Raw genomic sequence first — 18,627 nt, 5'->3', positions numbered from 1 at the left:
AAAAGATCATGCTCAGATAATTCAGCCGCTCGTCTGCGGAGCCGGCGGCGGTGCGACCTGCCGCCGGAACAGGATGCGCTGGTACAGCCAGCCGATCGCGACCAGCACGACGCCGAGGCACATGAACGACAGCGCGCGGTAGACGCCTGTCAGCGTCGACATGTCGATGACGAACGCCTTCAAAATCGTCAGCGCGATGACGGCAGCCGAGGCCAGCCGTGCGCGCTCCGAGTTGACGAGAATGCCGACGCCGAGCAGCACCACGCCGAAGGCGAGCCAGCCGATCGAATAGGTGTATTGCTCGGCGCCCGTCGTCTCGCCGGTGGAGAGGATCGGGCCGTGATAGAAGCGGCGGATCTCCAGCGTGACATAGGCAAGCGCGAACACCAGCGCGCCGCCCGCAATGGTGTTGGCGTAGACCTTGCCACGCTCGCCGACCACCGCATAAGAGAGTAACAGCATCAGCACCGCCGGCAACGCATAGCCGAGCAGCAGCAGGTTGAACACGGCGCCGCCGACGTCGATGCGCCAGATCAGCGGGTTCTCCAGGATCAGGAGGCCGAACACGCTGATGAGACCGCCGATCGCCGTCAGCACGACCGCGCCGACATTGTGCACGATGCTGCGGCTGCGCAGCCGCAAGCGCTCCAGCCCGATCGCCATCGCCAGCGTGATGCAGACCTGCAGCGCGAATTCGAGCAGCGATGGCGGCGAGATCATGTCGCCGCCGGTTGCAAAGTGCCGGATCTCCATGAAGGCAAGCAGTGCGGTGAACAGGATCGCGGCGGTCTCGACCATGCGCAGCGGCGGATCGTCGGCGCGGCGGCGCAGGAAGACGCTCGCGGCCCAGAACGAGGCGGCCGGCAGGCCATAGCCCCAGAGCAGCCAGTTGAAGATCGGCGTGGTTCCGACGGCGTCGCCGACGATACGCGGATCATAGCCGATGCGCGCGGTGACGATGCCGGCGAAGATGGCGGCGAGCCAGCGCAGGAACGGGATCGGCCGCTGCATCGAGATCCAGGCGGTGCCGAGCGACATCAGAGCCAGCGCGATCGTCAGCCAGCCCTTCTCCAGCGCGAAGGTCAGCGCCAGCGCCAGCGCGCCGAGCGTGCCGGTCGCGAACAGGGCTGTGGAGACGGCGACGCCCGGCCGGGCTTCGCGGCGCGTGAGCGCTTCGGTCGCGGCGCCAAAGGCGGCGGCGAGCAGCACCGCGAGGATCGCGAACGGGATCGAGCGGTCGAGATGGGCGATGCGCGCATAGAGCGCGATGAGGATCGCGATGGGCGTTGCAACAGCCGTCGCCGACCACACGACCGGAATGATGGCCGAGTTCGAGCGGCCCTGCGCGAGGAAGCCGGCAACGCCGAAGCCGATGGCGAAGATCGCGGCCATCACCAGATGCAGCGTCACCGAGCTGTCGGTCGCGGTCGGCCCGATACCGGACATTGCGCCGCCCGGCAGCACCAGCATGTCGGGATTGGCGCGCACCGCCCATTCGGCGAACACGATGAAGACGGCCGCTGCCGCCGCTCCGAGCGCGCCGGTGGCCGCCGGCGCGCGCCAGGCGACGAGAAGCGTCGCGCCGACGAGAAGCGTGAACGCGATCAGCGCCAGATCCGCATGTGCGCTCGACAGCACGATCAGCATTGCGCCGAACAGGTAGGCGCCGAGCGAGCTCGATGAGACCGGCTCGATCTCGCCGTCCTCGATGCTGGGGCCGAACATGAAGCCGCAGACGACGAGCAGCGCGGCGAGCACGAAGCCTGCGATGGCATGGAAAGCGTGCGGCGCGACCTGCAACTCTTCGGTATCCAGACCCGGGAAGATCCAGAGCACGGCAAAGGCGATCGTCGTGACCGCGAGCCAGCGCCACAGCCGGATGCGCGCGAGGCCGAAGCTCGCGGCAGTGACGACCGCAAGATAGATGTAGAGTGCCCAATAGTCCGGCTTGCCACTGGAGACGAGGAGCGGCGTCACGAAGGCGCCGACCACGCCGAGGCCGGCGAGCGCCGGTCCGTGCAGCAGCGCGGCGGCGAGCGTGCCCATCGCCACGATGCCGAGCAGCACGAAGGCGGTGGCGGGCACGAGGAAGCCGTAGAGCGCGTAGGCGGCATAGATGGTCGCGAACGCCACTGCCGTACCCGCGGCGGTGAGGATCGCCGGGATGTTGGCGATCGGCAGTGCCTGGATGTTGGAAATGCTCTCCTTGCGCCGCGACCACTCGCCGGCCCCGAGCAGCGCAGCTGCGAACAGGCCGCCCAGGAACACGCGCACGCCGGGGCCGAGAAGACCGGCCTCGATCGAATAGCGCACCATGAAGAAGCCGCCGAGCGCGAGCGCAAGGCCGCCGATCCACACCACCCAGCGGGTGCCGAGCTGCTCCTCGAAGCCGGGCGCGGCGGCCGGCACCGGAGGTGGTGCGGCAGCCGCGGGGCTCGCTTCGAGCGGCGGCGGTGAAAGCTCTTCGGTGACGAGTGGAGGCGGCGCCACTTCGGCTTCAGGCGCAAGCGGCGGCGGCTCGGCGGCCGTCGTCGCGGGCGCGGGCGCCGGCTCCTGCGCGGGCATGAGCGGCGGCGGCTGCACCTGCCGTTGCGCGTAGAACATCGCTTCGAGCGAATTCAGTCGCCGGCGCAGCTCGGCCGCCTGGCTGGAGGCCTTGATCGCGATCAGGAAGGCGGCGATCGCAATGATCCACGCAAAGACGTCAAACGGGCCGTCGAACATAGAGCCTCCAGGCGACCGGCGGGCAGGGGCCGGTCACGTAGTATGTCGGGTTAGCGCCGGGAGCGCACGCGCAAGCCCGGCGCGGGCCGCTCCTGGAGCACATCGCGCCGGAAGCGATAGAGCGCCGCCGGCCGTCCGCCCGTCTGTGTCGACATCACCCCGGTCGGTTCGACCAGGGCTTCCATTTCGACCAGGCGGCGGAAATTCTGCTTGTGCAGGTGCCGGCCGGAGATCGCCTCGACCGTATGCTGCAGTTCGGTAAGTGTGAATTCGGGCGGCAAAAGTTCAAAGACGACAGGACGATACTTCAGTTTTGCCCGCAGCCGCGCGATTGCCGTGGCGAGAATCCGGCGGTGATCGAACTGCATCGAGGTCCCGAGCGGGGGAAGCGTCTTGCGCGCTAATGCCGCAGGGCGGCCGTCGCGCCGCGCTTCCTCGACCAGCCCGGCCTCGTACAGGAGCTCGTAGCGGTCGAGCACGCGCTCCTCGTCCCAGGCCGCTCCGTCGAGGCCGAAATAGAACCGCACGCGATCCTTGCGCGGCAGCGCGCGAATCGCCTCAGGCGTCTCTTCGGCGGCCCATTCGGTCAGCGCCGGGATGATGTCGCGGGCGATGATCGCAGGCGGCTCCTCGCGCCGGTCTTCCCAGGGGAAGAAGCGATACCACGGCGCGAAGCTCGCCGCGTTGGCCGCAAGCTCGCCGTCGACCGCGCGCGTCAATGCGAGATAGCCGATCGACACCATGTGCGCGCCGGTGTCGCCGGCCTCGGCATGGCGGCCGCGATCGCCGAAGGTGTAGAGCTGCTCGACATAGCCGAGCCGCAAGCCCGCCTGTTGCTCGACCCAGGCGCGCAGGCCGATGTCGAAGGTGCGGTGCGCGAGCGCGTCGAACGGGCCGAACGGCAGGCCGGCAAGCCCGTCACTGCCGCGCGCGGTGAGGATCAGCGGCTCATGCCCCTCGATCGCGACGATCGCCGCGGTCAGGCCGATCTCGATCGGCGTCAGCAGCTTATCGCTCATGCGATGACGATCGCGGGCGTTGCGAAAAGGATATCTTCGTTGGTGGAGCAAATCTTGCCAAGAACTCGCTGCACCTCTCCCGCAAGCGGGAGAGGGAGCGCACCTCTATTGTGGCGCGTTCTCATTCGAGCTCGATCACGAAGGGACGGCCTTCGACCATCATCGCGCCCGGGCCGATCTCGTCGAGCGCGCGCAGCATGCGGCCATTGCGTCCCAGGGCACGGTCAGCAAGGCCCACGATGCGCCGGTTCGGCGAGGCGATCGGCGAGGCCGTGCGGATCTTCCTGGCGATCTCGAGCTCGTCGCGGTTCGGATTGAGTGCGCAGACCGCCGCGAACGCGCTCGCGGTGGAGCGGCTGATGCCGGCATAGCAATGCACCACCAGCGGCGCAGCTCGGTCCCAGCCGCGCACGAAGTTCAGCACCTGATCGATATGCGTCTCGGACGGTGCGGTAAAACCATCCATCTCCTCGGTGATGTCGTCCATCGAGACCTTGAGATGGTTGGCGGGCAGCACGGACACCGGCCGTGCCACCTGCTCGACATTGGCCATCACGGTCAGCACGTGGCTGGCCCCGGTAAGGCGGACGGTTTCGGGAAGTGCGGCGAGGGAACAGACGTGGATCATGGCGGACCTTTTTGCCGCGATTATAGCCGGTGCCGTAGGGTGGGCAAAGCGACATGTCCGCCGTAGCTCGAAGAGCGAAGGCGGAAGCGTGCTCACCACCTTTGTCGCAAACGCGAAAGGACGTGGGCACGGCGCAAGCGCGCCTTTGCCCGCCCTGCGGCACCTACGCAAACACCGCGCCAAACCGCTCCAGAAACTGCTTCTCGGCTCGCGCCGCCGTCCACGGCGTCAGATAGTCGCGCCGGACGCTGTCGGAGAGGCCGGGATCCTTGCCGAACAGGCGCCGCGCCTCGCTCTCGCTGAAGCCGGCAAGCTCGGTCGCTTCCAGATAGGCCGCGCCCCGATCGGCAGCCTTGATCGCCAGCGTGACCTCCTCGGGCAGCACCGGCGGCAGGCCGAAGCGGATGTGGATGGCGCCGAGCAGGCGTTTCTCCACCGCCTTGTAGTGGCCGTCGAGCACCGCCTTGAACGGCGAGATCATGTCGCCGATGACATATTCGGGCGCATCGTGCAGCAGGGCTGCAAGCCGCATGCGTTGGTCGACACGCGGCATCTCGTGCCGCAGCACGGTCTCCACCAGCAGCGTGTGCTGCGCGACCGAGAAGATGTGCGCGCCAACGGTCTGCCCGTTCCAGCGCGCGACGCGCGCCAGCCCATGTGCGATGTCGGCGATCTCGACGTCGAGCGGGGAGGGATCGAGCAGATCGAGCCGCCGGCCCGACAGCATGCGCTGCCAGGCGCGGGACGCCACGTCGCGTGCAGTCTTCTTGGCCGTCATTTGACCTTGAGGCGCGGCTTGCGCTGCGTCTTGCTGCAGCTGGCGTGACAGTGACAGTCGACGAGGTGGTCGTTGACCATGCCCGTCGCCTGCATGAAGGCATAGACGATAGTCGGGCCGACGAACTTGAAGCCGCGCGAGGACAGCTCCTTCGAGATTTGCACCGACAGCGGCGTCGAAGCCGGCACGCTCGCGGTGGTCTTGAAATGATTGACGAGCGGCTTTCCGCCCATGAAGTCCCACAGCAGCTGCGAGAAGCCCGGGCCCCTCTCCATGATGTCCAGATACGATTTTGCGCTCGCGATCGTGCCGTCGATCTTGGCGCGGTTGCGCACGATGCCGGCATCGTTCATCAGCGCATGGATCTTCTTGGCATTGTAGCGCGCGATCTTCTCCGGCTGGAAATCGTCGAAGGCTTTGCGGAAATTGTCGCGCTTGCGCAGGATCGTGATCCAGGACAGGCCGGCCTGGAAACCGTCGAGGATCAGCTTCTCGTACAGCGCGCGGTCGTCATACTCCGGCACGCCCCATTCGGTGTCGTGATAGGCAACGTAAAACGGGTCATCGCCCGGCCAGGGGCAGCGGGTCTTTCCGTCGGGATGCAGGCGGGGGGCTCGGCTCATGCGGTGGGCTGCTTCGCAGGAATACGGACGACGTCGGGTTCTGCCAGCTTCAAGGCGAGGCCGCCGGCGGTGAGCGGCTGGCCGGCATCGAGCGCGTCGGCGACACGGTCGATGCGCACCAGGGCAATGCCTTTTCCGCCGGATGTCGAGCCGATGGTGCCGACCGGCTTGTCGCCGGCGAGAATGGTCGCGCCGGCTTCGGGCGAGGGACCGTCGAGCAGCACCTTCACGCTGCGGGTGCGGGCGGTGCCGCGATGCTGCATGCGCGAGACGACTTCCTGGCCGACATAGCAGCCCTTGTCGAAATCGACGCCGGCAAGGCGGTCCATGTTGGTCTCGTGCGGGAACGCATCGCTGTACATGAAATCGAGCCCACCGCGCGGCACGCCGAGCGCGATGCGGTGCGCCTCGTAGTCGGCCGCATCGACCAGCTCGGCGCCGATGAGGTCGGACAGCTTCTGCTTGAGATCTTCGGGGATCAGGATGCGGGTGCCGAGAGCTTCGTTGCGCGGGTCGGTGAAGGCGAGGTCCGGCTGCGCCGCAGGCTGGCCGTCCCAGGCCGCGAGCACGCCGAGATCGAGGTTTTCCACCGTGACCTTGGCGCGCAGCTTGTAGAATTTCAGCTTGGTGGCGAAGCTCTCGGCGAGCGCCTTCGGGCAGTCGATCAGGAACCCGCCGCCGTGACCCGCAGGCACCTCGGTGATCAGGAAATCCACGATGATCTTGCCCTGCGGCGTCAGCAGCGCGCCGAATCGCCCCAGGCCCGGCTTCAATCTGTCGACGTCGGTCGTGACTAGGCCGTTGAGGAAGTTGCGCGCATCCTCGCCCGCGACCTTGACCACGCCCCGGTCGGGAAGAAACGCTGATTTCATGCGAAAATCTCTTGCGACATGTTGCTCCGGAACGTAAGCCCGCGAGGCATAAACGACAAGACCTCGAGCCCTGCGCTTGGGGATGAGAAGGGCCTTCAGCCATGACCCAGCGTTTCGATGTGATCCTCAAGGGCGGCACCGTCGTCAACCAGGACGGCGAGAATGTTCGCGATATCGGCATCACGGGCGGCCGCATCGCCGAGCTGGGCCCGCTGTCGCAGAGCTCCGCCGCGGAGGTCATCGACTGCAAGGGCCTGCACATCCTGCCCGGCGTGATGGACACGCAGGTGCATTTCCGCGAGCCCGGGCTGGAGCAGAAGGAAGACCTCGAGACCGGTTCGCGCAGCGCCGTGATGGGTGGCGTCACCGCCGTGTTCGAGATGCCGAACACCGCGCCGCTCACCGTGACCGAGGCCACCTTCACCGACAAGGTGAAGCGCGCGCATCACCGCATGCATTGCGATTTTGCCTTCTTCATCGGCGGCACCCGTGAGAACGTGCAGGACCTGCCGGTGCTCGAGCGTGCACCGGGCTGTGCCGGCGTCAAGGTGTTCATCGGCTCCTCGACCGGCGCGCTGCTGGTGGAGGACGATGAAAGCCTGCGCCGCATCTTCCAGGTGATCAGCCGCCGCGCGGCCTTCCATGCCGAGGACGAATACCGTCTCAACGACCGCAAGTCGCATCGCATCGAAGGCGACCCGCGTTCGCATCCGGTCTGGCGCGATGAGACTGCGGCGCTGATGGCGACGCAGCGTCTCGTCAAGCTCGCGCACGAGACCGGAAAGCGCATCCACGTGCTGCACATCTCGACCAAGGAAGAGATCGAGTTTTTGCGCGATCACAAGGACGTCGCTTCCTGCGAAGCGACGCCGCACCACCTCACGCTCGCTGCGCCCGAATGCTACGAGCGGCTCGGCACGCTGGCGCAGATGAACCCGCCGGTGCGCGGTGCCGATCACCGCGCCGGCATCTGGCGCGGCATCGAGCAGGGCATCATCGACGTGCTCGGCTCCGACCACGCCCCGCATACGCTGGAGGAGAAACAGAAGACCTATCCGGCTTCGCCCTCCGGCATGACCGGCGTGCAGACGCTGGTGCCCTTGATGCTCGATCACGTCAATGCGGGCCGGTTGTCGCTGGCGCGCTTCGTCGATCTCACCAGCGCCGGCCCCGCGCGCCTCTACAACATGGCCTGCAAGGGCCGCATTGCCGCCGGCTACGATGCCGATTTCACCATCGTCGACTTGAAGCGCAGCGAGACCATCACCAACGAATGGGTGGCGTCCAAGGCCGGCTGGACCCCCTATGACGGGTTGCGCGTCACGGGCTGGCCCGTCGGCACCTTCATCCGCGGCCGCCGCGTGATGTGGCAGGGCGAGCTGGTGACGCCCGCGCAAGGCGAAGCGGTGCGGTTTCTGGAAACGCTGAAGCCGTAGGAGTAGTCAAGCCTCTCCCTCCGCTGTCATGCCCCGGCTTGACCGGGGCATCCAGTACTCCGCGGCGATAGTTGGCTGATACGGCTGCTGCCTCTGGAATACTGGGTTGCCCGCCTTCGCGGGCAATGACAGTGTGCCACGACGCACAAGCTCAAATTGGGAGAGGTCCAATGTCCCAGCCAGCCGCTCTCATATCGACCGAGCAGCTCGCCGCCATCCTGGGCGAGTCCAGCCTGCGCCTCTACGACTGCACGACTTACAACGAGCCGGTGCCGCCGGGCAGTGACGTACCCTATCGCGCAGTCCCCGGCGACAAGACGTTCGAAGCCGGCCACATTCCGGGCGCCGACTTCCTCGATCTGCAAGGCGAGTTCTCCGACACCTCCGCGCAACAATTCTTCATGATGCCCGATGTCGCCCAATTGGAGGCCGCCTTCGGCCGCCACGGCCTCGATGCAAGCAAGACCATCGTGCTCTACAGCATCGGGACGATGATGTGGGCGACGCGGTTCTGGTGGATGCTGCGCTCGCTCGGCGTCGATGCCCATGTGCTCGACGGCGGTTTCGACAAATGGAAGGAAGAGGGGCGGCCGATTGAGACAGGCGCGCCGAGGGGATATCCGGCCACCACCTTCAAGGCCGCGCCGCGCGCCGGTTTCTTCGTCGACAAGACGACCGTGAAGGCGCGGATCGGCGATCCCTCGACGGTCATTGTCAACGCGCTCGGGCCGCAGTTTCATCGCGGCCTCGAGCCGAGCCGCTACGGCCGGCCCGGCCGCGTTCCCGGCAGCGTCAACGTATCGGCCGCAACGCTCGTGAACGCCGACAAGACGTTGACCAGCCTGGCGGACGCCGAAGCGAAATTCGCGGCCCACGGTGTCACGCGCGACAAGAGCGTAATTCTCTATTGCGGCGGCGGCATCTCGGCGACCATCGACCTGTTCCTGCTGACGCAGCTCGGCTACGACAGACTGACGCTCTATGACGCCTCGATGGGCGAATGGGCGAGGGATCCGGCGCTGCCGATCGAGACGGATTAGGCTCGAGAAAAGTCTGGAACCTTTTCCCCCGGCCGGCATCCAATGTCTGGAACCAATGGAGACAGGGTGCCCGCCATGCCAGGGACCGCAGCCGGCCTGCCCGCCGGCGTCAGGACATCGGAATCCGAGCTGATCGAGCGCGCGCGGCGCCGTGACGAGGCTGCGCTCCGCGAGATCATGCAGGCCAACAACCGCAGGCTCTATCGGCTCGCCCGCGGCATCTTGCGCAGCGACAGCGAGGCCGAGGACGTGGTGCAGGAAACCTACGTCCGCGCCTTCACACATCTCGACGGTTTTCTGGGTGAAGCCGCGCTGTCGACCTGGTTGTCGCGCATTGCGATCAACGAGGCGCTCGGACGCTTGCGCAGTCGGAAGCCGCAGGTCGAGCTGGGATCGGTGCCGGAGGCAACGCTGGAAGCACAGATCATCCAGTTTCCCCTTTCGTCCGCCGCAACCGATCCGGAAAAATCCATGGCCCAACGCGAGATCCAGCGCGTCGTCGAACACGCGGTCGATGAATTGCCCGACGTCTACCGCATGGTCTTCATCGCGCGGGTGATGGAGGCCATGAGCATGGAGGAGACGGCCGGGCTGCTCGGCATCAAGCCGGAGACCGTCAAGACGCGGCTGCACCGTGCGCGCACCCTGCTGCGCGAGAACGTCGAGAAGAAGATCGGTCCCGTCGTGATGGACGCGTTTCCGTTCGCCGGACAGCGCTGCGAGCGCCTGACCGAGGCGGTGCTCAGGCGCCTCGGCGTCGGGGCGTAATTTTTCGGGAACGTTTGCTCGAAAGTCGCATCCAATCCCTGTGAAGCAACGCGCCGGCCAACGTCCGGCACCACAGGAGTATCGAGCCATGTTCACCCGACGGAGCGCGGCGATCGCCGCGGCAATTCTGTTGTCTGGCCCCGCGCTGCTGCAAAGCGCCGGCGCAGCCGACAAGCCCACCGATCCCCAGATCGCTCACATCGCCTACACCGCCGGCGTGATCGACATCAACGCCGCCAAGCAGGCGCAGAAGAAGGCACAGAACAAGGACGTCAAGGCGTTTGCCGAGGACATGCTGCGCGACCACGAGGCGGTCAACAAGCAGGCGCTCGCGCTGGTCAAGAAGCTGAACGTCACCCCTGAAGACAACGACACCAGCAAGGCGCTGTCGAAGCAGGCGAGCGACAAGCTGGCCGAGCTCGACAAGCTCAGCGGCGCCGCCTTCGACAAGGCCTATGTCGCCAACGAGGTCGCCTACCACAAGGCGGTCAACGGCGCGCTGGAGACCCAGCTGATTCCGTCCGCCAACAATGCCGAGCTGAAGAGCCTGCTGCAAACCGGCCTGAAGATCTTCCAGGGCCATCAGCAGCACGCCGAGCACGTCGCGGCCGAGCTGAAATAGGGGAGGCAATGATGCCGGAGCGACTGGCTTCGATCGCCATAGCATTTGTCCTTGCGGCGATGGTCGCCCCGGCGCGCGCCGCGACCATCGAGATCACGATGGAGAACCTCGAGATATCTCCGGCCGATGTGTCGGCCAAGGTCGGCGACACCATCAATTGGATCAACAAGGACGTCTTCGCCCACACCGCCACGGCGAAGAATGGCGATTTCGACGTGACATTGCCGCCGAAGAAATCGGCGACATCGGTTCTGAAGAAGGCCGGAGTGATCGACTATTACTGCCGCTATCATCCCAACATGAAAGCGACGCTCAAGGTCGAGCCGTGAGGGGAGGGAGGTTCCTGATCGCCGCGGGAATATCTCCCGGCCACCGCGAGACTAATGCTTATCCGCGGTAAGCCACTTCCGTGCGATAAACGCGGCAGACTTCGCGAAGGCTTTCGCCAAATCCGTTCGCAAAGTCATTCATCCGTTGACTGGCCCCGCCCGCGTGGCGGGGTCATTTTCGTGACGAGGGATTACTGCCTTGCGAGCGTGACCGAGAACTCGCCGTTGCGGATGCGGCCCGGAAAGCCCTCGACGAATTTGGCGACCGCGTCCTCGCCGTAGGTGCCGACGAGCTCGGCGAAGGCCGCAAACAGGCTCGCCTGCGCCAGGCAGTCGCCGTCGACGCCCTCATGGCGCGCTTCGGCCCAGGCCTCGTTGAGATAACTCAGTGCGGCCTGCTTCTGCTCGTGATCGGGCAGCGGCGCGCGGTCGGGGGCGTAGGAAATCGGCTGGCTCATGAAACTCGATCGGGGCTGGGGCGCGATCCACGGCGATGCGCTGTGCGAGAGGTGTAGCACGCGCATTAACGACCGCTAGGCCACATCTTTAGGAACGGTTAACGGCTGTGTACAAAGTCGATGACAGGGTTCCCGTCGGGCCCTCAGGTCGAGCCGCGCTGTCATTCCGGGGCGCGCGTAGCGCGAGCCCGGAATCCATCGGGCCGCAGAGGCGGCGGATGAATGGATTCCGGGCTCTCGACTTCGTCGAGCCCCGGAATGACAGCTAGTTCGCGTAGCGCGCCGTGAGATCCCGCGAGATCTTCGAGCCTTCCTCGATATAGCGGCGGATCGCCACCGTCGCGGCCGGCGTGCAGCTGCGATAGGTCTGCTGAAAGCCGTTATAGCCGCGGTTGAACCCGGCGATCATGCGGGTGCGGCGTTCCCCGGAAGGGGTTTCGGCATCGATCAGCGCCTGCATCTCGTTGCGCCATTTGTTGCCCTCGTTGGACCCGCAGATGCCGCGCAGATAGTGCAGCCCGCCGAGGATCTCGGCCAGCCGCTGCAAATCGGCGTCGAACGGCGCCGCCACGTCCTGGGCCCTCGTGGGCACGGAGGCGCAGGCGAGAATCAGGGCAAAAATGGCCAGAAATCGCGTGGACATCGGCCGGGTGTATGCCTTCTCCGATGCGGAGAAGCAAGGCACGGAAGCTGCCGCGCAGTCGGTGCGCTCCCTCGACGGTTGGGAGTGCAGCGGAGTTCGGGGCTAGTTTTAAGCTCCAATCAGCCGCGCGGCGGACTGGATGACTTCCTCCAGTCCTCCGGTCAGCTTGAGGTCTCCGAGGCCCGCCAGAGCGTCGGGGGCGATCCAGCGGTAGTCGTCGAGCTCGTCGTTCAGGACCGGCTCCCGGGCCACCCAGCGGGCGGCAAACGACATGATCAGATAATGGCCGGCGCCGGCCGCCGCCGGCAGCACCTCGCGCCAGCCGGCGAGGCCGACGATCGCGATGTCGAGCCCGGTCTCCTCGTCGACCTCGCGGCTCAGGGCCTGATGCAGCGATTCGCCGAATTCGACCCGGCCGCCGGGCAGCGAATAGAAGCCCTTGGCGGGCGAACGGGCGCGGCGGGTCAGCAGCACCTTGCCGTCGCGGAAAATGGCGGCGCTGACGGCGAGCTGGGGATGGCTGGGCTGGACGACCGCAACCACAGCTCAGTTCGCCATGATGGTGTCGACGTCGGCTTCCGCCCCGCCATTGATGATGCCGCCGCAGGCGGCGATCAGCGGCTTGACCCAGAGCGTGGCCTGCTCGGCGAGGCGGACGCGGGTCGTGTCCTTTTCGACCTCGCGCATGGCCGAGCCGACCGCAGACAGGATCGAGGTCATGGTATCGGTGATGTGGTCGAACTGGGCGCGCACGTTGGGGTTGGCCTTCTCATAGGCCTCGATGGCCAGGTCCCGCGCCTTGAAGTTCGATGCCGTGAAATGCTCGGCGTAGGACAGCGGCGACCAGGTCAAAAAATCTTCCGCGCATTCCGGCATGTCCGGAACCATTTCCAGCAGCATCACGGCTTCATTGAAATGGTTGAGATAGTCGGTGGCAAGCCCGGTCCGCGGGTTGATATTGGCCACGCGCAGCCGTTCGGCCCAGTCGGCGGCCTCGGGGCCCGTCTGTGCTTGCGTCCGCGCGGGTTGGGAGGCCGTTGAGCTCATCTGCCGCAGTGTTAACGTTCGGGGTTAAAAGGACCTGAACGGACCCTATATAGACATCCTGGGATGTGTGGACGCTTCGTCATAACTTCGGCCCCCGCGGCTTTGCGGCAACTGTTTGGCTACATCGAGCAGCCGAATTTCCCGCCCCGGTACAATGTGGCCCCGACACAACCGATTCCGGTCGTCCTGGCCGAGAACGGCGCGCGGCATTTTCGCCTGATGCGCTGGGGCCTGTTGCCAGGCTGGGTCAAGGACCCCAAGGGCTTTACGCTCTTGATCAATGCGCGCTCCGAGACGGTGCTGGAGAAGCCCGCCTTCAAACGCGCGATTCGCCGGCGGCGCGGCCTGATCCCGGCCGATGGCTATTACGAATGGAAGGTGGCGGACGGCCGCAAGCAGCCCTTCTTCATCCACCGCGCCGACGGTGCGCCGCTCGGCTTCGCTGCATTGTTCGAGACCTGGGCGGGGCCGAACGGTGAGGAAGTCGATACGGTCGCGATCGTCACGGCCGCGGCGGGCGAGGATCTCGCCGCACTGCATGACCGCGTGCCCGTCACCATCAGCCCGCGCGATTTCGAGCGCTGGCTCGACATCAGGGGCGACGAGGTCGATGCGATCCTGCCGCTGATGACGGCGCCGCGCATCGGCGAATTCGCCTGGCACCCGGTCTCGACCCGCGTCAACCGCGTCGCCAATGATGACGATCAGTTGCTGCTGCCGATCAGCGCGGAGGAGATGGCGGCGGAAGCAGAGGCGGCGAAGCCGAAGAAGGCGGCGCGGAAGGCGGCGGCGTCATCTGATGACGGGCAGGGGTCGTTGTTTTAGCCACCCTACGGCAGCGGAGTCTTAAACAATCTCCCGTGCCCGCAGCCCCGCGATCTCCGCCGCATCAAACCCCAGCTCGCCCAGCACGGCATCGGTATCGGCGCCGAGCTCCGGCGCCATCCGGTCCAGCCTGCCGCCGCCATGGGCGAGCTGGAAGCCGCTGCCGGCAAAGCGCAGGTGTCCGTAGGGCGTATCCAGCTGCTGGATCGCGCCGCGCGCCTTGATTTGCGGATGGTCGATCACCTCCTCGACCTTCCAAATGCTGGCGCAGGGCGCGCCGGCGTCTTCCAGGATCGTCTCCCATTCGCGCGCCGGTTTTGCCGCCAGCGCCGCTTCGATGATGGCACGCAGCGCGGGTTCGTTCTCGTTGCGGGAAAACCAGTCGGCAAAGCGCGGGTCGCTCAGCGTGTCCTCGCGGCCGAGCGCGCTCATCAGCGCGCGGTACTGCTTCTCGTTGTTGACGGCGAGCAGGATGTGGCCGTCGCCGCACTTGAACAAATTCGCCGTGGTCCTGCGGCTCACCGCCTGATTGCCCGAGAGCTGTTGGCGATGGCCGGCGACCGACCAGTCCGCGATCTGGCCCGACAGAAACGCCATCGTCGCCTCCAGCATGGAAACATCGACGAACTGCCCCTTGCCGGTGCGGTCGCGCTGATATAGCGCGCTCGACACGCCGAACGCGGCGGTCGCGCCCGACAGCACGTCGCATACCGCAAAGCCCGCGCGCGTCGGTCCGGTCTCGGGATGGCCGGTGATGGCCATGATGCCCGACAGCGCCTGCATCTTGCCGTCATAGCCGGGCCGCAGGCGATCCGGGCCGGTCTGGCCGAAGCCGGACACAGCGCAATAGATCAGTTTTGGATTGATCGCGGACAGCGCTTCATGGCCGATGCCGAGCTTGTCCATCACGCCCGGACGAAAATTCTCCATGACGACGTCGACGGTCGCTGCGAGCTTCTTCACGATCGCGATCGCCTCCGGCTTCTGCAGATCGAGCGTCAGGCTGCGCTTGTTGCCGTTGACGGCCTGGAACGCCGGCGCGAGGCCGCGGTCGGCCCATTCGCGGCTGAGCGGCGTGCGGCGCATGTCCTCGCCTTCGCGCCGCTCGACCTTGATGACGTCAGCCCCCAGCAGCGCGAGCTGGTAGCTCGCATAGGGGCCGGCCAGCACTTGCGTGAAATCCAGGATCTTCACGCCCTCGAACGGTCGCGTCACGTCGCTCTCCCTTTTTTGTTGTCGTTGTCGGAGGACGTCAGGCGGCGCGGTTGCCGCGCGCGATCTCCTTCTGCTTGTCGAATTCGGCACGGCGCCGCGCCAGCTCTTCCGGCGAAAGCTGCGCGACGTTGTTGTAGTCGAGCTTCCAGGAGGCATCTTCGCTCCAGCGCAGCGGCGATTGCATCGTGGTTTGCGGGCCGCTCGCGCTCTCCAGCAGCTTGAGCGCCAGCTCGAGCGTCTGCGCCTGCGAGGCGACGTCGTGTGGCTTGCCGGCGGAATTGCCGAGCGGGAAGTCGGAGAACAGGAAGCGCGGCACGGCGGCGTGCTCGATGATGTCCTTGGCGCAGCCCATGATCACGGTCGGGATGCCGTTTTGCTCGAGATGCCGCGCCACCAGCGCCGTGGTCTGGTGGCAGACCGGGCAGTTCGGCACCAGCACCGCGACATCGACCTTGTCCGCAAGGCAGCGTGCCAGGATGTCCGGTGCATCCGTGTCGAGCGTGACGCGATGGCTGCGGTTGGTCGGGGCGCCGAAGAAGCGCGGCGCGACCTCGCCGATGCGGCCGGCGGCGGACGCCTTCAGGAGCTGCGGCAGCGGAAACCAGGTGCCGTTATCGGTCGCCGAGGTGTGCTTGCGGTCGTAGCCGATATGCGAGATGCGCAGATCGTGCTCTTTCGACGTGTCGCCGTCATAGACCTGGTAGAACTTGGCGCCGCCATTATACGCCGCGCCCGGTCCCTGGTCGCCCTTGCTGGGATCGTACGGCGCAGCGGTCGTGATGATGGTCACGCGCGACTTTGCCAGCGGCTTCTTCAGCGGCTGGAACGGCGCTTCGGTGTGATGCGCCCAGCGATACGCGGTGGTGTAGCCGATCGCCGCGTAATAATCGCGGGTGCGCTGCATGTAGGGGACGGGGGAATCATAGTCGGGCGCAAAGCCGAATTCGTCGTCGCGCGAAGCGGACATGGGCGCGTCTCCTGGTTCTTGGTTGGCGACAGACTAGAGATAGTTTTGGGGTTGCTCAACCGGGGGCAGGGCGGCGCAGGCCTGAATTGCAGAATGAGGTGGGGCGGCGCCTCTGACCCTTACCTGGAGGGGGAGGGTAAGCACGTCACCTGAAAATATGCAGGGCCGCATATTGCAGCAGCATGATTGCCTTGGCGTCGATGATGCGGCCGTCGGCGATCATCGCCAGCGCCTCGTCGATCGAGAGCTCCAGCACCTCGATGTCCTCACCCTCGTGCTCGAGGCCGCCGCCGTCGCTGACCCGCATCGAAGGCTCGTACTCGGCGACGAAGAAATGCAGCTTCTCGGTGATGGCGCCGGGGCTCATGAAGGCCTCGAACACCTTGTGGACGTGGTGGAGGCGGTAGCCGGTTTCCTCCTCGGCCTCGGCGCGGATGCGCTCTTCGGGCTCGGCGTTGTCAAGCACGCCGGCGGCGGCTTCGATCAGCAGGTCGTCGTAGCCGCGGATGAAGGCCGGCAGGCGGAACTGGCGCACCAGGATCACGGTGCGCCCAGCGAGGTTGTAGGGCAGCACGGCGGCGGCGTTGTCGCGCTCATAGGTCTCGCGGTGCTGCGTCTGCCACTCGCCGCTGGCGCGGCGGTACTCGAACGTGGTGGTCTTCAGCGTGGTCCAGCCGTCCGAGAGCACGCGGACGTCCTTGATGCGGACGCGGTCGGAAATGGTCATGGTTGATCTCAGTTGCTTGGCGTGGTCGCGCGGCCGTCGAGCCACTTCTGGAACATCACGGACGTCGATAGCTCGAAGCCCAGCGCGCCGTAGAACGCATTGGCCTGTGCGTTCTCGCGGCGGACGAGGAGTTGCAGTTTCGAAATTCCGGCGGCGCGCAGCCAGTCTTCGGCTGCGGCCATGATGAGGCGGCCATGGCCGAGCTTGCGTCCGTCGGGGTCGACCGCGACGTAATAGACCCAGCCGCGATGGCCGTCGTGGCCGACCATGACGGTCGCCACGATCGCGCCGCCATCGCGGCCGACCAGCACGGTCGAGTTCTCCCGCCGCCGCGCCAAGGCGATATCCGCATGCGGATCGTTCCAGGGCCGCGTCAGGCCGCAGCGCTGCCACAGCGCGACGACCTCTTCGACATCGGCATCGCCGATGGCGTCGATCGCAAGCGGAGCAGGCGAGAACGACGCGCTCACAGCACCTTCCCCGGATTCATGATGCCGAGCGGATCGAGCATCGCCTTGATGGCGCGCATCAGCTCGATCGCGGTCTTGTCCTTGACGTCAGGCAGCTCGTCGCGCTTGAGCACGCCGATGCCGTGCTCGGCCGAGATCGAGCCGCCCATGCGCAGCACGATCTCGAACACGACGGCATTCATGTCGTGCCAGCGCGCCAGGAAGTCCGCGGTGTCGGCCCCGATCGGCTGGCTGACATTGTAATGCAGATTGCCGTCGCCGAGATGGCCGAACGGCACCGGCCGCGCGCCTGGGATCAGTTTTACCACGGCGGCGTTGGCTTCCGCGATGAATTCAGGCACCGCGGCGATCGGCACCGAGATGTCGTGCTTGATCGAGCCGCCCTCCGGCTTCTGCGCCGCCGACATCTCCTCGCGCAGCTTCCAGAAATTGTTGCGCTGGCTGAGGTTGGCCGCGATCACGGCGTCGTCGACGATCTCCTCTTCCATGGCGCGGGCGAGGATCGTCTCCAGCGGCGTGCGGGCATCGTCGCCGGGGGACGACAACTCCATCAGCACGTACCAGGGATGCTTCTCGCTAAGCGGATCGCGCACGTCGATGCCGTGCCGCACCGAGAAATCGACCGCCATCTCCGACAGCAGCTCAAAACTCGTCAGCGCGCTCGCGGCCTCGCTCTGCGCGATCGTCAGCAGCTTCAAGGCCGCTTCCGGCGATTTCAGCCCGACATAGGCGGTCTCGATCGCCCGCGGCTTCGGAAACAGCTTCAGCGTCGCTGCCGTGATGATGCCGAGCGTGCCTTCGGCGCCGATGAAGAGATTGTGCAGATTGTAGCCGGTGTTGTCCTTCTTCAGCTTCGACAACACGTTGAGCACGCGCCCGTCGGCCAGCACGACTTCCAGCCCCAGCGCCATCTCGCGCGCCACGCCATAGGCGAGCGCCGCGGTGCCGCCGGCATTGGTGGAGAGATTGCCGCCGATGGTGCAGCTGCCCTCGGCGCCGAGCGAAAGCGGAAACAGCCGGTCGACGTCGGACGCCTTCGCTTGCGCGATCTGCAGCACCACGCCGGCTTCGACCGTCATGGTGTTGGAGGCGGTGTCGACCTCGCGGATCTTGTCGAGCCGGCGCAGCGACACCACCACCTCGCCATTGTGCGGGGTCTGCCCACCGACGAGCCCGGTATTGCCGCCCTGCGGCACCAGCGCGATCTTGTGTTCTGAGGCGAGCTTGCAGATTGCGGAGACCTCCGCCGTCGAGCCCGGACGCAGCACCAGCGGCGAGCGGCCGTGGAACAGATTGCGCTCCTCCGTGACGTAAGGCTCGATGTCGGCTGCATCGGTGATCGCGTGCTTGTCGCCGACGATCTTGCGAAATTGTTCGATCAGCTCGGGCGCAAGCGGAGGGATCGCAGGCTTATTGATGTTCATTGTCTCGTCTCT

21 protein-coding genes are annotated in these 18,627 nt (G+C 66.1%); 6 read left to right on the top strand and 15 right to left on the bottom strand.

What is annotated here, in order from left to right; translation table 11 throughout:
* Positions 1 to 21: 21 nt before the first annotated feature.
* From AABA84_RS24330 to ygfZ, 6 genes are all read right to left on the bottom strand, one after another.
* Positions 22 to 2,724, bottom strand: coding sequence for a DUF2339 domain-containing protein (locus AABA84_RS24330; RefSeq protein ID WP_338313469.1), 2,703 nt, complete (start codon positions 2,722 to 2,724; stop codon positions 22 to 24).
* A 50-nt stretch (positions 2,725 to 2,774) separates the two neighbouring features.
* Positions 2,775 to 3,743 carry an NUDIX hydrolase gene (locus AABA84_RS24325; RefSeq protein WP_212249346.1) on the bottom strand — a complete coding sequence of 323 codons (969 nt, stop codon included), beginning with the start codon at positions 3,741 to 3,743 and terminating at the stop codon, positions 2,775 to 2,777.
* 121 nt (positions 3,744 to 3,864) lie between these two features.
* Complete coding sequence (locus AABA84_RS24320) at positions 3,865 to 4,371, bottom strand: tyrosine phosphatase family protein (protein ID WP_212249347.1); 507 nt, start codon at positions 4,369 to 4,371, stop codon at positions 3,865 to 3,867.
* Between the two features lie 163 nt (positions 4,372 to 4,534).
* On the bottom strand, positions 4,535 to 5,149 hold the full coding sequence (locus AABA84_RS24315; RefSeq protein WP_338313468.1) for an HD family hydrolase: 615 nt from the start codon (positions 5,147 to 5,149) through the stop codon (positions 4,535 to 4,537).
* The gene (locus AABA84_RS24310) at positions 5,146 to 5,772 is read right to left on the bottom strand and encodes a DNA-3-methyladenine glycosylase I (RefSeq protein WP_338313467.1); all 627 of its coding nucleotides are present in this window, start codon (positions 5,770 to 5,772) and stop codon (positions 5,146 to 5,148) included. Before AABA84_RS24310 ends, AABA84_RS24315 begins: the two co-directional genes overlap by 4 nt.
* Positions 5,769 to 6,644 (bottom strand): CAF17-like 4Fe-4S cluster assembly/insertion protein YgfZ, encoded by an 876-nt coding sequence (gene ygfZ / locus AABA84_RS24305; RefSeq protein ID WP_212249350.1) that lies wholly within the window; start codon positions 6,642 to 6,644, stop codon positions 5,769 to 5,771. Before ygfZ ends, AABA84_RS24310 begins: the two co-directional genes overlap by 4 nt.
* Positions 6,645 to 6,745: 101 nt before the next feature.
* Between ygfZ and AABA84_RS24300 the strand changes: the two genes are divergently transcribed.
* From AABA84_RS24300 to AABA84_RS24280, 5 genes are all read left to right on the top strand, one after another.
* Positions 6,746 to 8,080: a dihydroorotase gene (locus tag AABA84_RS24300; protein ID WP_338313465.1), complete on the top strand. Its 1,335-nt coding sequence runs from the start codon at positions 6,746 to 6,748 to the stop codon at positions 8,078 to 8,080.
* A gap of 170 nt (positions 8,081 to 8,250) precedes the next feature.
* Entirely contained in the window at positions 8,251 to 9,120 is an 870-nt protein-coding gene (locus tag AABA84_RS24295; protein WP_338313463.1) for a sulfurtransferase, read from the top strand.
* 75 nt (positions 9,121 to 9,195) lie between these two features.
* Positions 9,196 to 9,888, top strand: a complete 693-nt coding sequence (locus tag AABA84_RS24290) for an RNA polymerase sigma factor (RefSeq protein ID WP_212249353.1) — start codon at positions 9,196 to 9,198, stop codon at positions 9,886 to 9,888.
* An 88-nt stretch (positions 9,889 to 9,976) separates the two neighbouring features.
* Entirely contained in the window at positions 9,977 to 10,510 is a 534-nt protein-coding gene (locus AABA84_RS24285; protein WP_212249354.1) for a DUF4142 domain-containing protein, read from the top strand.
* Positions 10,511 to 10,518: 8 nt separating this feature from the next.
* A complete protein-coding gene (locus AABA84_RS24280) occupies positions 10,519 to 10,839 on the top strand; it encodes a cupredoxin domain-containing protein (protein WP_212249355.1) in 321 nt (106 codons plus the stop codon).
* Positions 10,840 to 11,030: 191 nt separating this feature from the next.
* Here AABA84_RS24280 and AABA84_RS24275 read toward each other — a convergent pair whose 3' ends face one another.
* The 4 genes from AABA84_RS24275 to AABA84_RS24260 all read right to left on the bottom strand — a co-directional run bounded on the left by AABA84_RS24275 (position 11,031) and on the right by AABA84_RS24260 (position 12,987).
* On the bottom strand, positions 11,031 to 11,297 hold the full coding sequence (locus AABA84_RS24275) for a hypothetical protein (RefSeq protein WP_018323382.1): 267 nt from the start codon (positions 11,295 to 11,297) through the stop codon (positions 11,031 to 11,033).
* 265 nt (positions 11,298 to 11,562) lie between these two features.
* Positions 11,563 to 11,940 (bottom strand): TIGR02301 family protein, encoded by a 378-nt coding sequence (locus AABA84_RS24270; RefSeq protein WP_014497304.1) that lies wholly within the window; start codon positions 11,938 to 11,940, stop codon positions 11,563 to 11,565.
* 108 nt (positions 11,941 to 12,048) lie between these two features.
* Positions 12,049 to 12,483, bottom strand: coding sequence for an NUDIX hydrolase (locus tag AABA84_RS24265; protein WP_338313461.1), 435 nt, complete (start codon positions 12,481 to 12,483; stop codon positions 12,049 to 12,051).
* A gap of 3 nt (positions 12,484 to 12,486) precedes the next feature.
* The gene (locus AABA84_RS24260) at positions 12,487 to 12,987 is read right to left on the bottom strand and encodes a hypothetical protein (RefSeq protein WP_212249357.1); all 501 of its coding nucleotides are present in this window, start codon (positions 12,985 to 12,987) and stop codon (positions 12,487 to 12,489) included.
* Between the two features lie 63 nt (positions 12,988 to 13,050).
* Between AABA84_RS24260 and AABA84_RS24255 the strand changes: the two genes are divergently transcribed.
* Complete coding sequence (locus AABA84_RS24255; protein WP_271593025.1) at positions 13,051 to 13,812, top strand: SOS response-associated peptidase; 762 nt, start codon at positions 13,051 to 13,053, stop codon at positions 13,810 to 13,812.
* 21 nt (positions 13,813 to 13,833) lie between these two features.
* Here AABA84_RS24255 and AABA84_RS24250 read toward each other — a convergent pair whose 3' ends face one another.
* The 5 genes from AABA84_RS24250 to AABA84_RS24230 all read right to left on the bottom strand — a co-directional run bounded on the left by AABA84_RS24250 (position 13,834) and on the right by AABA84_RS24230 (position 18,615).
* Entirely contained in the window at positions 13,834 to 15,027 is a 1,194-nt protein-coding gene (locus AABA84_RS24250; protein WP_338313457.1) for a CaiB/BaiF CoA transferase family protein, read from the bottom strand.
* A 37-nt stretch (positions 15,028 to 15,064) separates the two neighbouring features.
* The gene (locus AABA84_RS24245) at positions 15,065 to 15,994 is read right to left on the bottom strand and encodes a glycine reductase (RefSeq protein ID WP_338313455.1); all 930 of its coding nucleotides are present in this window, start codon (positions 15,992 to 15,994) and stop codon (positions 15,065 to 15,067) included.
* A 145-nt stretch (positions 15,995 to 16,139) separates the two neighbouring features.
* The gene (locus AABA84_RS24240; protein WP_212249361.1) at positions 16,140 to 16,721 is read right to left on the bottom strand and encodes an NUDIX domain-containing protein; all 582 of its coding nucleotides are present in this window, start codon (positions 16,719 to 16,721) and stop codon (positions 16,140 to 16,142) included.
* A gap of 8 nt (positions 16,722 to 16,729) precedes the next feature.
* Positions 16,730 to 17,191 carry a GNAT family acetyltransferase gene (locus AABA84_RS24235; RefSeq protein ID WP_212249362.1) on the bottom strand — a complete coding sequence of 154 codons (462 nt, stop codon included), beginning with the start codon at positions 17,189 to 17,191 and terminating at the stop codon, positions 16,730 to 16,732.
* Positions 17,188 to 18,615 carry an FAD-binding oxidoreductase gene (locus AABA84_RS24230; protein ID WP_338313452.1) on the bottom strand — a complete coding sequence of 476 codons (1,428 nt, stop codon included), beginning with the start codon at positions 18,613 to 18,615 and terminating at the stop codon, positions 17,188 to 17,190. The genes AABA84_RS24235 and AABA84_RS24230 overlap by 4 nt, the downstream gene beginning before the upstream one ends.
* Positions 18,616 to 18,627 lie beyond the last annotated feature (12 nt).

Source organism: Bradyrhizobium sp. TM239 (assembly GCF_036247985.1).
GTDB classification, from domain to species: Bacteria; Pseudomonadota; Alphaproteobacteria; order Rhizobiales; family Xanthobacteraceae; genus Bradyrhizobium; species Bradyrhizobium ottawaense.
Note: the sequence above shows the minus strand (reverse complement) of the source record. Positions and strands in the feature narration are given on the sequence as shown.

Bases quoted from the DNA above. Each gene is read 5' to 3' on its own strand.
- AABA84_RS24330 (WP_338313469.1), bottom strand. From the start codon at position 2,724: ATGTTCGACGGCCCGTTTGACGTCTTTGCGTGGATCATTGCGATCGCC.
- AABA84_RS24325 (WP_212249346.1), bottom strand. From the start codon at position 3,743: ATGAGCGATAAGCTGCTGACGCCGATCGAGATCGGCCTGACCGCGGCG.
- AABA84_RS24320 (WP_212249347.1), bottom strand. From the start codon at position 4,371: ATGATCCACGTCTGTTCCCTCGCCGCACTTCCCGAAACCGTCCGCCTT.
- AABA84_RS24315 (WP_338313468.1), bottom strand. From the start codon at position 5,149: ATGACGGCCAAGAAGACTGCACGCGACGTGGCGTCCCGCGCCTGGCAG.
- AABA84_RS24310 (WP_338313467.1), bottom strand. From the start codon at position 5,772: ATGAGCCGAGCCCCCCGCCTGCATCCCGACGGAAAGACCCGCTGCCCC.
- ygfZ (WP_212249350.1), bottom strand. From the start codon at position 6,644: ATGAAATCAGCGTTTCTTCCCGACCGGGGCGTGGTCAAGGTCGCGGGC.
- AABA84_RS24300 (WP_338313465.1), top strand. From the start codon at position 6,746: ATGACCCAGCGTTTCGATGTGATCCTCAAGGGCGGCACCGTCGTCAAC.
- AABA84_RS24295 (WP_338313463.1), top strand. From the start codon at position 8,251: ATGTCCCAGCCAGCCGCTCTCATATCGACCGAGCAGCTCGCCGCCATC.
- AABA84_RS24290 (WP_212249353.1), top strand. From the start codon at position 9,196: ATGCCAGGGACCGCAGCCGGCCTGCCCGCCGGCGTCAGGACATCGGAA.
- AABA84_RS24285 (WP_212249354.1), top strand. From the start codon at position 9,977: ATGTTCACCCGACGGAGCGCGGCGATCGCCGCGGCAATTCTGTTGTCT.
- AABA84_RS24280 (WP_212249355.1), top strand. From the start codon at position 10,519: ATGATGCCGGAGCGACTGGCTTCGATCGCCATAGCATTTGTCCTTGCG.
- AABA84_RS24275 (WP_018323382.1), bottom strand. From the start codon at position 11,297: ATGAGCCAGCCGATTTCCTACGCCCCCGACCGCGCGCCGCTGCCCGAT.
- AABA84_RS24270 (WP_014497304.1), bottom strand. From the start codon at position 11,940: ATGTCCACGCGATTTCTGGCCATTTTTGCCCTGATTCTCGCCTGCGCC.
- AABA84_RS24260 (WP_212249357.1), bottom strand. From the start codon at position 12,987: ATGAGCTCAACGGCCTCCCAACCCGCGCGGACGCAAGCACAGACGGGC.
- AABA84_RS24255 (WP_271593025.1), top strand. From the start codon at position 13,051: ATGTGTGGACGCTTCGTCATAACTTCGGCCCCCGCGGCTTTGCGGCAA.
- AABA84_RS24245 (WP_338313455.1), bottom strand. From the start codon at position 15,994: ATGTCCGCTTCGCGCGACGACGAATTCGGCTTTGCGCCCGACTATGAT.
- AABA84_RS24240 (WP_212249361.1), bottom strand. From the start codon at position 16,721: ATGACCATTTCCGACCGCGTCCGCATCAAGGACGTCCGCGTGCTCTCG.
- AABA84_RS24230 (WP_338313452.1), bottom strand. From the start codon at position 18,615: ATGAACATCAATAAGCCTGCGATCCCTCCGCTTGCGCCCGAGCTGATC.